At 72.7% G+C, this 14,151-nt stretch carries 15 protein-coding genes, 1 tRNA gene and 1 pseudogene; 9 read left to right on the top strand and 8 right to left on the bottom strand.

Annotation, left to right across the window (positions count from 1 at the left end):
* Positions 1 to 136 precede the first annotated feature (136 nt).
* Positions 137 to 856 (top strand): FadR/GntR family transcriptional regulator, encoded by a 720-nt coding sequence (locus ACFYYW_RS35485; protein WP_352319483.1) that lies wholly within the window; start codon positions 137 to 139, stop codon positions 854 to 856.
* Here the strand turns inward: ACFYYW_RS35485 and ACFYYW_RS35480 are convergent.
* Positions 844 to 1,428 carry an HD domain-containing protein gene (locus ACFYYW_RS35480; RefSeq protein ID WP_352319481.1) on the bottom strand — a complete coding sequence of 195 codons (585 nt, stop codon included), beginning with the start codon at positions 1,426 to 1,428 and terminating at the stop codon, positions 844 to 846. The two genes, ACFYYW_RS35485 and ACFYYW_RS35480, sit on opposite strands and share 13 nt — an antisense overlap.
* Before the next feature lie 31 nt (positions 1,429 to 1,459).
* Here ACFYYW_RS35480 and ACFYYW_RS35475 point away from each other — a divergent pair, with 31 nt between their 5' ends.
* The gene (locus ACFYYW_RS35475) at positions 1,460 to 2,308 is read left to right on the top strand and encodes a DUF4429 domain-containing protein (protein ID WP_387655458.1); all 849 of its coding nucleotides are present in this window, start codon (positions 1,460 to 1,462) and stop codon (positions 2,306 to 2,308) included.
* A gap of 130 nt (positions 2,309 to 2,438) precedes the next feature.
* Positions 2,439 to 3,065: a hypothetical protein gene (locus ACFYYW_RS35470; protein ID WP_387655456.1), complete on the top strand. Its 627-nt coding sequence runs from the start codon at positions 2,439 to 2,441 to the stop codon at positions 3,063 to 3,065.
* 88 nt (positions 3,066 to 3,153) lie between these two features.
* Here the strand turns inward: ACFYYW_RS35470 and ACFYYW_RS35465 are convergent.
* A pseudogene (locus tag ACFYYW_RS35465) lies at positions 3,154 to 3,240 on the bottom strand (IS5/IS1182 family transposase); the annotation flags it as partial.
* Positions 3,241 to 3,387: 147 nt separating this feature from the next.
* On the opposite strand from ACFYYW_RS35465, the gene ACFYYW_RS35460 reads away from it, so the two are divergent.
* On the top strand, positions 3,388 to 3,948 hold the full coding sequence (locus ACFYYW_RS35460; RefSeq protein ID WP_387655453.1) for an NADAR family protein: 561 nt from the start codon (positions 3,388 to 3,390) through the stop codon (positions 3,946 to 3,948).
* Here the strand turns inward: ACFYYW_RS35460 and ACFYYW_RS35455 are convergent, their stop codons facing one another.
* From ACFYYW_RS35455 to ACFYYW_RS35440, 4 genes are all read right to left on the bottom strand, one after another.
* A complete protein-coding gene (locus ACFYYW_RS35455; RefSeq protein WP_387655450.1) occupies positions 3,949 to 6,348 on the bottom strand; it encodes a helicase-associated domain-containing protein in 2,400 nt (799 codons plus the stop codon).
* A 100-nt stretch (positions 6,349 to 6,448) separates the two neighbouring features.
* Positions 6,449 to 6,525, bottom strand: a tRNA-Lys gene (locus tag ACFYYW_RS35450).
* A gap of 41 nt (positions 6,526 to 6,566) precedes the next feature.
* Positions 6,567 to 7,490 (bottom strand): nucleoside hydrolase, encoded by a 924-nt coding sequence (locus ACFYYW_RS35445; protein WP_387655447.1) that lies wholly within the window; start codon positions 7,488 to 7,490, stop codon positions 6,567 to 6,569.
* A gap of 286 nt (positions 7,491 to 7,776) precedes the next feature.
* On the bottom strand, positions 7,777 to 8,169 hold the full coding sequence (locus ACFYYW_RS35440; RefSeq protein WP_352319472.1) for an OsmC family protein: 393 nt from the start codon (positions 8,167 to 8,169) through the stop codon (positions 7,777 to 7,779).
* A gap of 52 nt (positions 8,170 to 8,221) precedes the next feature.
* Here ACFYYW_RS35440 and ACFYYW_RS35435 point away from each other — a divergent pair, with 52 nt between their 5' ends.
* Both ACFYYW_RS35435 and ACFYYW_RS35430 read left to right on the top strand, forming a co-directional pair.
* Entirely contained in the window at positions 8,222 to 8,944 is a 723-nt protein-coding gene (locus ACFYYW_RS35435) for a hypothetical protein (RefSeq protein ID WP_387655444.1), read from the top strand.
* Positions 8,945 to 8,994: 50 nt separating this feature from the next.
* Positions 8,995 to 9,768, top strand: a complete 774-nt coding sequence (locus tag ACFYYW_RS35430) for an FAD:protein FMN transferase (RefSeq protein ID WP_352319469.1) — start codon at positions 8,995 to 8,997, stop codon at positions 9,766 to 9,768.
* Between the two features lie 7 nt (positions 9,769 to 9,775).
* On the opposite strand, the gene ACFYYW_RS35425 is transcribed toward ACFYYW_RS35430, so the two are convergent.
* Entirely contained in the window at positions 9,776 to 10,051 is a 276-nt protein-coding gene (locus tag ACFYYW_RS35425) for a hypothetical protein (protein WP_352319467.1), read from the bottom strand.
* Between the two features lie 115 nt (positions 10,052 to 10,166).
* Between ACFYYW_RS35425 and ACFYYW_RS35420 the strand changes: the two genes are divergently transcribed.
* Positions 10,167 to 10,547, top strand: coding sequence for a phage holin family protein (locus ACFYYW_RS35420; RefSeq protein ID WP_352319465.1), 381 nt, complete (start codon positions 10,167 to 10,169; stop codon positions 10,545 to 10,547).
* A gap of 11 nt (positions 10,548 to 10,558) precedes the next feature.
* A complete protein-coding gene (locus ACFYYW_RS35415) occupies positions 10,559 to 11,890 on the top strand; it encodes an aromatic amino acid lyase (RefSeq protein WP_387655439.1) in 1,332 nt (443 codons plus the stop codon).
* On the opposite strand, the gene ACFYYW_RS35410 is transcribed toward ACFYYW_RS35415, so the two are convergent.
* Positions 11,832 to 12,815: a LacI family DNA-binding transcriptional regulator gene (locus ACFYYW_RS35410; protein WP_352319462.1), complete on the bottom strand. Its 984-nt coding sequence runs from the start codon at positions 12,813 to 12,815 to the stop codon at positions 11,832 to 11,834. The two genes, ACFYYW_RS35415 and ACFYYW_RS35410, sit on opposite strands and share 59 nt — an antisense overlap.
* A gap of 241 nt (positions 12,816 to 13,056) precedes the next feature.
* On the opposite strand from ACFYYW_RS35410, the gene ACFYYW_RS35405 reads away from it, so the two are divergent.
* A complete protein-coding gene (locus ACFYYW_RS35405) occupies positions 13,057 to 13,917 on the top strand; it encodes an amidohydrolase (RefSeq protein WP_352319460.1) in 861 nt (286 codons plus the stop codon).
* Positions 13,918 to 14,151 lie beyond the last annotated feature (234 nt).

Below are 14,151 nucleotides of genomic sequence, written 5' to 3'. Positions count from 1 at the left end.
ATGCCTCCTGGGGGGAACAGGTAGAACGTAGGACATCCCATGTCCTATCTTGTGCGTAACGTGGACGCTAAACGCCAGAGCGTCTTGAGGTCAACAGAGGATTTCCGGAATGTTACCTACGACGAAAGGAAGCTTCATGGCCGCAGTCCCGCGTCCGGCACGTCCCAGCCGGGCCGTCGAGGCCCAGGAGGGCGTCAAAGACCTGATCGTCAGGCGCGGGCTGGTCGCTGGCGACCCGCTGCCCACGGAGTCGGAGCTCATGGAGGAGCTCCAGGTCAGCCGCAACTCCGTACGGGAGGCGCTGAAGGCTCTGCAGGCGGTCGGCATCGTGGACATCCGCCACGGCTTCGGCATGTTCGTCGGCCGGATGTCGCTGTCCGGCCTGGTGGACGAGCTGGCCTTCCACAGCCGCATCACCCTGCAGAACGGCCGCAACCACCTGGCGCACCTCATCGAGATCCGCGAGATCCTGGAGAGCGGGCTCGTCCAGCGGCTCATCGACCTCGGCCCGGAGGCCGACCTCGCCCCGGTGGCCGACGTCATGGCCCGCATGGACCACGAGTCGCAGGTCGGCGAGGTCTCCCCCGAGACCGACCGGCTCTTCCACGACCTGCTCTACCGGCCGCTCGGCAACCCGCTGGTCAGCCAGCTCCTCGGCGCGTTCTGGGACGTCTACCACCAGCTCCGCGACCACCTCGGCGCCCCCGACGAGCCGCCCGGCGACGTGGCCAGGCGGCACCGCGACATCTACGCCGCGGTGCTGGCCGGCGACCGGGCCGCCGCGGTGTCGGCCGTCTACGCGCACTTCGACGGCGTGCGCAACCGGCTGGCCCGGCTGGGGGATCAGTCGGGGTAGCGGGCCACGCGCCTGGCCCACGGCCGCCGCCACTCCTCGTACCACTCGGCGAACCAGGGGTGGGGCGCGGCCAGCGGCACGATGTGGGCGACGGTCTCGTGGTAGTAGCGCTTCTGGAACCGCCAGTGGAGGCGCTGCAACTCCTGCACGTTGCTGACCCGGTCGGCCAGCTTCACCAGCACCGCCTGCGCCGGGGCCTTGGCCAGCGCGGCCAGGTGGTCGGCCTTCGCGCGCCCGGCGGGCCTGGTCACCCAGCGGACGAGCCCGGTCACCTCCGCGCCGAACCGCCGGGCCAGCTCCCGCTCGGTGCACGCGGTGTCCTCCAGGACGTCGTGCAGCACGATCGCGGTCAGCACGTCGGGGTCGCGCACCTGCGCCCCGGCCACCGCCACCTCCAGCGCCTCCAGCAGATGCTCCACGTACGGCCGCCCGGTGGGACGCTGCTGCACGCCGTGCTGCGTCCGGGCGAAGCGCACCGCCTCGCGCAACCCCGTGACGGTCTGCGACGGGAGCGCCTCGGCCAGGGGGCCGGCGGCCTGGCCCCACGACATCCAGCTCGTGAAGATCTTCATCGGGCTCCTCTCGACGTCCTAGGCTGAGAATATGACCGAGATCGCCGTTCCCGACGGCTCGTGGACGTTCAACGGAGAGATGCTGCGCGTCGTCCCCGGCGGGGACAAGAACGTCCACGAGCTCCGCAAGGTGCTCGGCGAGGTGGCCGTGCCGCTGGAGGCCATCGCGACGTGCGCGTTCGAGCCCGGCCGCAAGGGCGGGCAGCTTCGCCTGCGCCTGCGCTACGGCGCCGATCCCCTGTCCGACCTCGTCGCCGGCTCGCTGGCCGCGCCCGCCGACCCGTACCGGCTGGCGGTGCCCAAGGAGCGCGCCGGCGCGGCCCAGTACTTCGCCGACGAGGTCCGCGACACCCTGGAGATCAACCAGACGCCCGCCGGCCCCTGCGAGCACTACCTGCTCCCCGGCCCCGCCATCCCCGTCTCGGCCACGGCCGGCGACGGCACGGCCATCTTCGACGGCGAGCGCGTCCGCCTGGAATGGACGGGTTTCGCCAGCACGGAGAAGGAACAAGCGGGGTCGCAGGAGTTCCCGCTGGCCGAGCTGACGGGCGTGGAGTGGAAACCGCAGTCCGGCCTCGGCTACGGCACCCTCCGCTTCCGGCTCAAGGGCGACGGGCCGGGCGCGTCCCCGCAGAAGGACCCCCACTGCGTCTCCTGGGGCATCCAGCGCTTCGGCGGCGCGACCGCGCTGGTGGGGGCCGCGGTGCTGGCCCGGCTGCCGCGCGAGCAGCCCGAAGAGCTGGAGCCGGCGGCCTCCGTCGGCGACGCCCACGACGCGGTGCTGCGCCGCCTGGCCGAGCTGGGCGAGCTGCACCGGTCCGGGGTGCTGACCGACGAGGAGTTCGCGGCGGCCAAGCAGGCCATGATCCGCCGGCTTTAGAGGCCACGCGGATTGGTGCGGATGGAGGCTGCCTGCGGGCTGGGCCAAGACTTACCCGCCCGGGCTGCCGGAGTTCTCCAACGTCGAGCCACGCGCACGTAGCCGTACGATCACCCGAACAAGGACCGCGATGTCGATACACGAGAGCCTGGCAATCCTTCACCGCGCCGCCGAATCCGGAACGGTCGTCATCGAGGCGTCGGAGCCCGCCTCCGCCGAAGCCGTCCGCGACCGCGAGACAGGGCTGAAGCCCCATTTCGGAACCGTCGACTGGACGGCTCCGCCCAGCTACCGGGCTTTCCTCGCCGAGCACAACACCTTCGCCTGTAAGCGCTGGGACGTCTCATCCACCAGGTACATCGAGTTCGTCGTCGTCGGTGACGATGCCATCGTTGAGCTGAACTCCGATCTCGTGCATATGCCCGAGCAGGTGGACCGCGGCGACGGCCGGCGGCTGTCCACCAACCACCTGGTCGGCTTCGCCCTCGCCGACGCAGACAACGAGGCGGTCTGGTGCTTCGATGTCACCCAGCCGGACGCAGACGGCGAATACCCGGTCTACTACCACCACTATGACGATCAGGAAGGGCACGCACGCTACGTTGAAGGCGGGGGCTGGGAGGACCTGGCCAACTCCACCCCAGACTTCCCCACCTTCGCCGCCTGGCTGGACGCGATGACCGACGCGTTCACCGCGCCTGAGCCACCGAGCTGGTTCGAGCAGCTGGGCTCCTCGGGCTTCTACCCGGGGCTGTAGGAGGCCGTGCGGGTGGGGGTGCGATCATGGTCGGCGATCCGGGCGTCCGTCCCAGCGGCGACCTCACCGCCGCCTGGTTGCGGATCGTGGTGGCCGAGCAGGTCGGCCGCTCGGGCAGCAGAGCGGCGAATTGGCCCCAGAGTGGTTCGAGCAGCCATGAGGGAAGTACAGGCACAAGTCTCCCCGGTAGTCACAGAGCGTCGCAACTCCATGATCACCAGGACCTGTGTCTGTCGTGCTGCCGCGGTAGCACCAGCACGCCTGTCTGCGCGACCTCCTAATCGGCTTGGCCGGCGTCCGTCCCCTGTGGGACGGTTGAGCGGTGTCCGACCAGCTTCCCCGTACCGTTGACGAGGCCGTCGAGGCGGAGCGGAACGGCCGCCGCCCGCGCTACCTCTACTTCTGGGGCCACCGCCCGTCCCGCGACGGCGGCCCCGGCCGCGGCTGCCTGTCGCAGTGGTGGCCGGTCACCTTCACCGAGGACGGCCACACCTTCGCCTCGGCCGAGCACTACATGATGGCCCACAAGGCGTGGCTGTTCGGCGACCACGACAGCGCCGCCCGCATCCTCCTGGCCGCGACCCCGGGCGAGGCCAAGAAGCTCGGCCGCACCGTGCGCGGCTTCGACGAGGCCGTGTGGGACGCCCACCGGCTCGACATCGTCGTCCGCGCCTCGCTCGCCAAGTTCGGGGCGCACCCGGACCTGCGGGAGTTCCTGGTCGGCACCCGCGCGCACGTGCTGGTCGAGGCCAGCCCGCTGGACCGGGTCTGGGGCATCGGCCTGGCCGCCGACGACGAGCGCGCCGCGTCCGCGGCGACCTGGCGAGGGCTGAACCTGCTCGGTTTCGCCCTGATGGCGGCCCGCGACGAGCTGGACGCCTGATCAGGTCAGCACTTTGGTGATCTTCGCCAGGTCCAGCAGCCGGAACTCGGCGGGCTCGTGGCACCACACGTCGAGGTCGGCGCCGCGCAGCTCCGGGCCGCTGACGGTGAGCTCCTCGCCGTCGTGGACGATCCGGGCCGTGCCGTGGTACTCCAGCTCCATCGCCACCCGTTCGCGGGCCTTGGGGGGCAGGGCGGTGGCGTACCGGGCGAAGACGTCGCGCAGGCCGTGCCGGCTCGGCGGCGGCTCGCCGGCGGTGGCGACCAGCCAGGCGGCGGCGCGTTCCGGGCTGAGGACCGCCTGCTCGCGGCCGGCCGGACGGGCCGGGGCGCGCCGGGGCGTGCGGCCGGTCACGGTGAGCGAGCCGTCGTCCGCGCGGGCGACCGGCGCGTACCCGGCCTCCCTGAGCAGGGCCAGGGTCTGCGCCGGGTCGAGCGCGCTGGCCAGGACGGTGGGGGCCAGCAGGCGCGGACGCAGCTTGGCCAGCCCGCGATGCGCGGCCAGCTCGGCCAGCAGGGCCTCGTCGTCGCCCACCACGCAGCAGCCCACCGGGACCACCTCGATCTCCCCGTGCCGCCGGGCGACGTCGTGGATCAGGTACGTCAGGGGCTGCGGCAGCGGGCCGGCGGCCACCTCGGCCAGGGCGGACAGGAGGCCGGCGGCGGTGTGACCGGCGTCCAGGGCGCGGCGCACCGAGGACGCGCCGAACCGCCACGAACCGCCGGGCTCGCGGTCGGCGGCCCGGTCGAGCACCTCCGTCAGGGCGGCGGCGGGCGGGCCGGTGACCACGGCGGTCAGGTCGGTCCCGAACAACGCCTGCCGCCGGGCCTGCGCCAGCAGCCCGGCGGCGGCCTCGCCCACCCCCGGGCCGGACGGCGTCCGGAGGGCCAGGCCGGGCGGGCTGAGGGCGTCCGCGCCGACCAGGCCCAGCAGCCTCGACTCGGCCAGCACCGCGAGCACGACCTCGCGGCAGCTCGCCCGCTGCAGCAGCGGAAGGTGCCAGCTCGCGGCCGCCGCCACCTCCTCCGCGTCCGGCACGGCCGCCGCCTCCCCCGTCGCCGTCTCTCCCGTCGCCGTCTCTCCCGTCGCCGTCTCTCCCGTCGCCGTCTCTCCCGGTTCCGTGGCGCCCGGGAGCCGCTCGAACACCACCTCCCTGATGACGCTGGACGGTGTCCCGGTCCCGGCGGGGGCCAGTGGGGTGCGCGGTTTGCCGTCGTACCGGCGGGTCGGGCTGATCGGCAGCCGCCACCACGCCTCGACCAGCGCGGCGTAGCGGTCGGCCGGCGACAGGCGCAACCACGCGTCGTAACCCCTGGTCGGCGAGATGCCGGCACGCCGGGTCTCGGTCGCGCGCCGGTTGCGCACCTGCGTGGGCGGGTTGGCGGCCAGCAGCCCGGCGGCGTGCGTGACGTCCAGCAGCAGGCGGACCTCGTCCTCGTCGCAGCCCAGCCGGTTCGCCAGGCGGCGCACCTCCTTCACCCCGACGCCGCCGCCCTGCAGCTCGGCCAACGGCTGCGCCGCCGCGTCCTGCAGCAGGGCCGCGGCCCGGTCCAGGAGGCGGAGGGCGGCCACGGACGCCTCGTGCGCGACCAGGTCGGCGGCGACCGGCCGGATACGGACCGCCGGCTGCTCGACCGGCAGGTCGATCCGGTGGCCGGCCCCGCGCAGCGCGAGCCCGACCTCCATGGGCATGACGTAGGTGCGCTCCCAGTCGACGCTCCAGACGAGACCGTGGTCGCGGGCCCACCGCGCCGGCGTCGCCGGCCGCCGCGGCTGGGGCCGGCCGCGCGGCGGGAACTCGTCGAGCACCCGCGCGGGCCCGCGATCGAGGAAGTCGTCCAGCAGCTCGCGAGTGCCCGCCGGGGCGCGGGCGACCAGCCGGGCCAGCCTGCCGGGATCGCCGAGGGCTGCCGTGATCGACGCGATCAGCGCCGCTCTGCGCGGTGTGCCCGTGCCGCCCAGCCGCCGGTGCACGTCGATCAGCTCGGCCACGGTGACGTGCGCGACCACCTCGGACAGGTCGGGCCCCAGCCCCAGGGGCGTCGGCAGCACCGCGGGCAACCCGGCGGCCGGGTGCAGCGCCCCGCCCTCACCCCGCCGTACGAGCGCGACGCGTTCGAGCCGGTCGATCAGCCCCGGCAGCTCGGCGCCGGCGGCCACCAGGCCGGCCAGCGGCCGGCCGCTGCGGGCCGCCACCAGGATCGCCTCCACCAGCAGCAGGCAGGGCAGCGGGGTCCTGGACAGCGCCAGGTGCACCGACTCCGGCGCGTCGAGCCGCTCGGCCAGTTCGGCCAGCCGCCGCGGCGGCACGGGCCGCAACACGTCGGGCCGCGCCGCCAGCAGTTCGGCCAGCCGCTCGTGCCCCAGCCCCGCCAGCCACCCCGGAAACGTCTCGTCCACCGACCGATTGTCGCAAGCCGCGGGGAGCGAAGGGGCCCGGAAAGCAGCGAAGGGGCCCGGAAAGCAGCGAAACCGCCTGGTGAACCAGGCGGTTTCGGTGTGGTGCGCCGCCAGGGACTCGAACCCCGGACCCGCTGATTAAGAGTCAGCTGCTCTAACCAACTGAGCTAGCGGCGCAACAGGGTTAACTGTATCAGCCGCCGGACGGTGCCCGCACATCAGCCGAGCCGCTCCCCCAGCCGCCCGTACGCCCCCAGCACCAGGTCCCAGAAGCCCTTCACGTCCACGGACGTCGCCACCAGCGCGTTCGCCGGCCGTCCGCGCAGGTCGAAGTCGGTGACGGTCATCCCGCGGGTGTACGTCCCGGCGGTCTCCACGTTGACCACGGCCGGCACGCAGGTGAACAGCGACGGGTCCAGCACGTACGCCACGGCGCAGGCGTCGTGGATGGCCGGGCCGCCCTCGGCCGTCACCACGCCGTAGAACTGAGCGGCGGGCACCAGCAGCTCCGACAGCCGGCCGAGCGGCCGCATGCGGTCGAGCACGTCCGCGGTGACCAGGGCGGACAGGGTCACGTCCAGGCCGAGCTGGCGCACCTGCCAGCCGGCCTCGAAGACGATCGCGGCGGCCTCGGGGTCGGCCAGCATGTTGAACTCGGCCGCCGGGTTGTGGTTCCCCCGGGTGTACGAGCCACCCATGATCACCAGCTCCCTGGCCCACTCCACGACGCGGGGCTCGCGGCGTACGGCGAGGGCGATGTTGGTCAGCGGGCCCACCGCGACCAGCGTGATCTCGCCCGGGGCGGCACGCAGGGCGTCCACGATGAAGTCCACCGCGTGCCCCTCGGACAGGGGACGCACGGGGGCGGGCAGGACGACGTCGCCGAGACCGGTGTCGCCGTGCACGTGGCCGGCGCGGACCGTGCGGTGCAGCAGGGCTCCCGCGCTGCCGGCCGTGACCGGCACGCCGCCGAGGTCGAGGAACTCCCGCAGCGCCAGCGCGTTCGCGGTGGTCAGCTCCAGGTCGACGTTGCCGCCCACGGTGGTGACGCCCACGACGTCGAGGTCGGGGGAGCCGGCGGCGAGGGCCAGGGCGAGCGCGTCGTCGATGCCGGGGTCGCAGTCGATGAGAACTTTCTTCACACCACAGGACAATACGCATGGCCGACGACAGGCGGGACAGCGCCGTGGCCGGCTGCGGGCATGGATCGGGGCCGGGCAGTTCCCCCAAATCTGCCCGGCCCCGATCGGTGGCGGTCCAGGCCGACGTCTTCCCCCAAAAACGTCGGCGGTCCCGCACTCGCGGACCGCGGTCCCCCTCCGCGTCCGCATCGGTGAAGGTCTGTTGTGGCCTCTCGACCTGCTACAACGCTACCGAGACGAATGCAACGGTCGCGTCATAACGGGGTCGAATAAGCGTTTAATCCGACTAGGGAAGCTCCAATCGAACCTCTGTACCGTCCTGCAACGATCTGCTCACTGTGCAGTACTTGTCGTGCACCCGCCCGGCCACCGCCCTGAAGACCTCGTCGGCCTCCTCCGAGGGCAGCTCCACGTCGTAGGTGACCGTCACCGGCCCGAGCTTGTTCGGCTCGACCTTCTCCGACTCCACCGTCATGGCCAGGCGCACCAGCCGGTGCCCGCGCTTGGCCGTGAGCGGCTCGACGGTCACGATGTTGCAGCCGCCCACCGCCGCGAGCAGCAGCTCGACCGGGGTGAACACGCCCTCGTCGTCGCCGCCGCCGATCTTCACCTCGGCGCCGCGGGCGTTCGTGGCCCGGAAACCGCCGTCTTCTGTCCGCTCAACACGCACGTTAGCCATGTTTCAGACCTTACTCAGAAAGCTCTCATGTTCCTTCAGCATCGTCGTAGACATGGCTAGTGAGGTGAATGCGAGTCACGGTCCCATCCTCTTCTGGTGCGGGGTCGCGGTCGCCGAGTTCGGCGCGATCCAGCCGGGGTTCGGCTACCCCTGGCGGCCCACCGCCTACGCCGCCGCGGCGTTGCTCGTCGCGCTCGGCTTCGCCACCGTCAAGGCCGCCGACCTGCTCCGCACCGAGCAGGCCCGGCAGCGGCTGCGGCTCGGCGGCTACCTGGCCGGCGCGCTGCTGGTGGCCCACGAGCTGAGCTCCACCGCGTACGTGACGGAACTCAGCCGCGTCGGCTCGCTCCTGCTGTACGCGATGGCGGCCGTCATGGCGGTCCGCAGCCACACCGTCGTCCACACGGTCGTCCCGCAGGCCAGGGGCCGGGTGCTGATCGCGTCCGGCCTGGACCCGGACACCCTGCGCACCCGGCTGGCCGGCGCGAGCACCAGGACGGACACCGTGGCCGTCTACCGGGCCGAGCGCGCCACCAGCGAGCTGCGCGACCTGGAGGCCAGGTACGGTCTCATCCTCGTCACCGGCGCCGAGCACGACCCGAGGGCCAAGGAGCGCATCAGCGCCTCCGGGCTCAGCCGCGAGATCCCCGACATCGCCGAACGCGAGGTGGTCGTCGAGGGCCCGCGCCCGTTCACCCGGTACGTCGGCGGCGCGTTGTCACGCCTCGCGATCCCGAGGTCACAGGTTCATTTCAAATCAGGGCAAAAGGCTTAGGCCCACGTTACGGCCGCCATGAGAGCGTGGGCAGCGGACAAGGAGGCCAGGTGACGATTTTCCCCGGAAGCGCCCGTGTCGACACGGTCATGGGCATGCCCGTCAGCGTCGACATCCGCACGGCTCTGCCGGCCCGAGAGCTCACCCCCCTGCTCGACGACGCCTTCTCCTGGTTGCGCTGGGTGGCCGACACCTTCAGCCCGGCCAAGGAGGACAGCCAGATCTGGCGACTCAACCACGGCCTGACCATCAGGCAGATCCCCGAGCTCGTCGAGGTCCTGCACCGCTGCGAGGAACTGAGCGAGGCCACCGGCGGCTGGTTCGAGCACCGGATCAACGGCGTGATCGACCCGTCCGGCTACATCAAGGGCTGGGCCCTGGAACGCCTGTCACGGGCGCTGTGCAACGCCGGCGCCGGTGACCACCGCATCAACGCGGGCGGCGACATCAGGGTGCGCGGCTCGGCCGCCCCGGGCAAGCCGTGGCGCGTCGGCATCCGCGACCCGCACACCGACGTCGTCAGGAAGGCGCTGTTCGCCCACGACCTCGGCATCGCCACCTCGGGCGGCGCGGCCGTGGTGGACCCGCGCACCGGGGAACGCCAGCAGACGCTCGGCTCGGTCACCGTGATCGGCCCCGACCTCGGCGTGGCCGACGCCTACGCCACCGCCATGTACGCCATGGGCCCCACCCTGGCCAGGCGTTTCGCGACCGACCTGGCCCAGGCCGGCGCGTACGACACCATGATCGTGCTCCGGGACGGCCAGGAGGTCAGCACGCCGGGCATCTCGGGCATCGCCGCGGGGGCGCGCCTGGCGGGCTGAGCGCGGCTCAGGCGTCGGGATGATCGCGCAGATATTCCAGGTAGATCGGGCGCAACGCCTCGCCCAGCTCACCCTCGCCCGCCGCGAGCGCGTCGCTGAGCAGCGCGGACACCCGGCTGAGGTCGTTGGCGGTCTCACTCTCGTGACCGCTCGCGGCCTCGGCGGCCGGGATCACCTTCAGCAGGTTCCACAGGAAGCCCAGATCCCCATGGCGTACGGCGTACCGCACCGCTCGGTCGTGCAACTCCGCCGCGGGCAACGAATCAAGACCATTAGCGTCCATCCCGCTCCCTTTCCCGACATGAGTCACAGGTAACCGCCGCCACCGTGCGCTATCGATCGACTTCGCACCGTCGATGTATCGCGCCGGCGATCGCGAAGTGGGAGGATCAACCAGCGTGAGATTCATCATCAGAACCGTGGCCGCGGCCGCCGCCCTCTGGGTCGCCATCCAGCTCCTCGACGGCATCAAGATCACCGCCCCGGAGAACTCGGCCAAGTACTGGGGCGTCCTGCTCCTCGTGGCCCTGATCTTCGGTGTCGTCAACGCCATCGTGAAGCCGATCGTCAAGGCGCTGGGCTGCGCGGTCATCGTGCTGACCCTCGGGTTGTTCCTCCTCGTCATCAACGCGGCCATGCTGCTGCTGACGAGCTGGATCGCCGGCCAGTTCGACATCCCCTTCCACGTCGACAACTTCTACCCGGCCGCCTTCTGGGGCGCGATCATCATCAGCGTGGTCAGCTGGCTGCTCGGCCTGTTCATCCCCGACAACGACTGATCCCCCTCCCCATGCAGCTCAACGGCGCCGGCCTGACCTGCGCCCAGGTGCACGAAGCCGCCCACGGCCGGGCCCGGGTCACGATCGGTCCCCTCGATCGGGCCCGGGCCTCGTGGGCCACCGCCCAGGGGCTGACCGGCCCGGTCTACGGCCGCAGCACGGGCGTGGGCGCCAACCGGGACGTCCGGCTCGACTCCCCCGGCCTCGACCTGCTGCGCAGCCACGCCTGCGGAGCGGGCCCCCTGGTGGCGGAGGAACGCGCGCGGGCCATGCTCGTCGTGCGGCTCAACCAGCTCATGGCGGGCGGCTCGGGCATCGACCCGGCCGTGCTGCCCATCCTGGCCGAGGCGGTCGCGGGCGGGTTCACGCCGCCGGTCCGCACGTACGGCGCGATCGGCACCGGCGACCTGACCGCGCTCGCCACCACGGCCCTGTGCCTGCTGGGCGAGGCGCCCTGGCGGCGGGCGGGCGAGGAGACGGCCGGGCCGCGCTTCGCGCTCGACTCCGGCGACGCGCTGCCCTTCATCAGCTCGGGCGCGGCCACGCTGGCCGACGCCGCGCTGGCCTGCCATCGGCTGGGCGCGCTGCTGGCGGCCGCCGTCGACGTGGCCGCCCTGTCCTTCACCGCTGTGGACGCCTCCGCCGAGCCGCTGGCCGCCGCCGTCCAGGAGGCCAGGCCGCATCCGGGCCAGGCGCGCGTGGCCGGACGCCTGCGCGGACTGCTCACCCACGAGCTGGCCACCCGCGTCCAGGACCCGTACGGCTACCGCGCCTTCGCGCAGGTGCACGGCGCGGCCGTGGACGCGTTGGAGCGTGCCACCGCCACCGTCGAGACCGACCTGAACGCCGCCACCGAGAACCCGCTCATCAGCGGCACCCTGGCCTGGCACAACGGCAACTTCCACTCGGCGCCGGTGGCCCTGGCCCTCGACACGCTGCGCGCCGCGCTGGCCCAGACCGCCCAGCTCAGCACCGCCCGGCTGGCCACCCTCATGAACCCCGCCTACACCGGGCAGCTGCCGTTCCTGGCCGACCGGCCGGGCGCCTCCGGGCTGATGATCCTGGAGTACGTGGCCCAGGACGCCCTGGCCGAGCTGCGCCACCTCGCGGCGCCCGTGACGACCGGGACCGCGGTGATCTCGCTGGGCACCGAGGACCACGCCGGTTTCGCCACCCAGGCCGCCCGCCACGCGTTGCGCTGCCTCGAACCGCTGGAGATCGTGCTGGCCTGCGAGCGCGTCGCCGCCGTGCGGGCCCGTAAGGGGGCACAGCCCGACGGACAGCTCACCGACGAGCTGGACGAGGCGCGGGCGGCGCTTGCGCGACCGAGCCGCGCTCCCTGAGCGTCGGCTCCTGAACCACCCGGCGGCGGCGGGTGCCGCCGTCGGCCGCGGCCGCGATGAGCCGCACCGCGGCCCTGACGATGCCGTCGATGTCCCAGTCGACGGTGGTCAGGCCGGGGGTGAGCAGCCCCGACATGGGGTGGTCGTCGTAGCCCATGACCGACACGTCGCCGGGGATGGACAGGCCCAGCTCCTTGGCCGCGGCGTAGACGCCGTAGGCGATGGAGTCGGCGAAGCAGAAGACCGCGCCCGGCCTGGACGTGGAGAGGATCTCGTGGGCCGCCGAGGTGGCCGCCGCCAGGTCGTGGGGGGCCGTGACGACCTGGATGTCGAGCCCCAGCCGGTCGGCCTCGGCCAGGACGTGCACGTCGGCCGGACGGTCGGGGGTGCTGGCCTGGGTGGGCGTGAGCACGGCCACCCGGCGGTGACCGAGGCCGGCCAGGTGTTCCAGGGCCAGCGTGACGCCCCGGCGGTTGTCGAAGACGACCTCGCCCGCCGTGCCCGCCAGTGAGTCGCCGATCGCGACGACCGGCAGCGACTCGCACAGCTCGGCCCAGAACGGCGCGGCCGGGTCGACCGGCTGCACGATCATGCCGTCGACGCGCTGGTCGCGGAGCTGCTGGGCGAGCGCGCGCTCGCGGTCGGGGTCGCCGACCGCGTCGAGGATCAGGGCGTAGCGGTCTTTCTCCCGCAGGCCCCTGCTGATGCCGACCGCCAGCGACTGCTGCCACAGGTCTTCGAGCGAGCCGCAGAGCAGGCCGATCATGCCCGTGCGGCCGCTGGCCAGGGCCCTGGCGATGGGGTCGGCCTCGTAGCCGAGCTCGGCGGCGGCGGCGCGCACGCGCTCCATCGTCTCCTCCGAGACCTGCATGCCACGCAGCGCATAGGAGACGGCCGCCGGAGACAGGCCGGTCGCGCGGGCCACTTCCCGAATCGTCGCTCTCTTCCGCGGCATCCCGCCAGCCTATTGCCTGCCACCGACAGAAGCCGGACTCCCGCACGGGCTCGCCGGTTTCTTCTCGGCCCGTCCTCGACGTGCGAACCGTTGACAAACAGGACAGTGAAGCGGTTCACTGAACCGTATCACTGAAACGGTTCACCTGCTTGATTTCGCAGTACACTTCGTTTACCTGTAATCTCAGTAGGAAATAGAGGGAGGTGTGATCGTGAGCATCGACGTGCACCAGCACCTGTGGACGGGTTCGTTCGTCGCCGCGCTGCGCGCTCGCACCGTCCCGCCCCGGCTCGACGGCTGGACGCTGCTGCTCGACGGCGAGCCGCCGTACGAGGTGAACCCGGCCGACCACGAGCACCGCGACACCACCGGGCTCGACCTGGCGCTGGTGTCGATGTCGAGCCCGCTGGGCGTGGAGTTCCTGCCGCCGGAGGAGGCGTGGCCGCTGATCGACGCCTACCACGAGGGCGCGCTCGGGCTGGGCGAGCCGTTCGGGGTGTGGGCGGCGACCTGTCACAGCGAGCCCGATCCGGAGCGGCTGGCCAAGGACCTCGACCGGGGGCTGGCCGGGCTGCAGATCCCGGCCACCGCCGTACCGGACGACCGGCTGCTCGACGTGCTCACCGAGCGGGACCTGCCGCTGTTCGTGCACCCCGGGCCGGCCGCCGTGCCGCCGCCGCCGGGGACGCCGCCGTGGTGGCCGGCGCTGGTGCCGTACGTGCAGCAGATGCACGCGGCCTGGCACCACTTCCACGCCGTGGTCCGGCCCCGGCATCCTCGGCTGCGGGTGTGCTTCGCGCTGCTGGCCGGGCTGGCGCCGCTGCACTCCGAACGGCTCATCGCCCGCGGCGGCACCGGGCGCGGCCTGGTCGATCCCGGTTTCTACGTGGAGACGTCGTCGTACGGGCCGCGTGCCATCGACGCGATCGTCCGCGAGCTGGGCGTGGACGTCGTCGTCAACGGCTCCGACGCCCCGTACGCCACCGCCCCCGACCCCGGCCTCGGCACCGCCGCCCGCCACGCCATCCAGTCCACCAACCCCCGCCGCCTCCTGGGCCTCCCCCAACCATGACCCCGCGACCAAGCAGGCCATTGGACGCGCGAGGGAGTGCCGGCGCCTGGAGGAGCGGCGGGAGCGAAGCGACCAGAGCGGGGGAAGGCGCCGGCGTATGGCGACCGAGCCGCCTCACGGAGTGAGGCAATTAGATCCGCGAGGGAGTGCCGGCGCCTGGAGGAGCGGCGGGAGCGAAGCGACCAGAGCGGGGGAAGGCGCCGGCGTATGGCGACCGAGCCGCCTCACGGAGTG

This window comes from Nonomuraea sp. NPDC001831 (assembly GCF_042892035.1).
In the GTDB taxonomy this organism is placed as follows: domain Bacteria; phylum Actinomycetota; class Actinomycetes; order Streptosporangiales; family Streptosporangiaceae; genus Nonomuraea.
This window is presented reverse-complemented; position numbering and strand designations above follow the sequence as displayed.

Bases quoted from the DNA above. Each gene is read 5' to 3' on its own strand.
- ACFYYW_RS35485 (WP_352319483.1), top strand. From the start codon at position 137: ATGGCCGCAGTCCCGCGTCCGGCACGTCCCAGCCGGGCCGTCGAGGCC.
- ACFYYW_RS35480 (WP_352319481.1), bottom strand. From the start codon at position 1,428: ATGAAGATCTTCACGAGCTGGATGTCGTGGGGCCAGGCCGCCGGCCCC.
- ACFYYW_RS35475 (WP_387655458.1), top strand. From the start codon at position 1,460: ATGACCGAGATCGCCGTTCCCGACGGCTCGTGGACGTTCAACGGAGAG.
- ACFYYW_RS35470 (WP_387655456.1), top strand. From the start codon at position 2,439: ATGTCGATACACGAGAGCCTGGCAATCCTTCACCGCGCCGCCGAATCC.
- ACFYYW_RS35440 (WP_352319472.1), bottom strand. From the start codon at position 8,169: ATGGCTAACGTGCGTGTTGAGCGGACAGAAGACGGCGGTTTCCGGGCC.
- ACFYYW_RS35435 (WP_387655444.1), top strand. From the start codon at position 8,222: ATGGCTAGTGAGGTGAATGCGAGTCACGGTCCCATCCTCTTCTGGTGC.
- ACFYYW_RS35425 (WP_352319467.1), bottom strand. From the start codon at position 10,051: ATGGACGCTAATGGTCTTGATTCGTTGCCCGCGGCGGAGTTGCACGAC.
- ACFYYW_RS35415 (WP_387655439.1), top strand. From the start codon at position 10,559: ATGCAGCTCAACGGCGCCGGCCTGACCTGCGCCCAGGTGCACGAAGCC.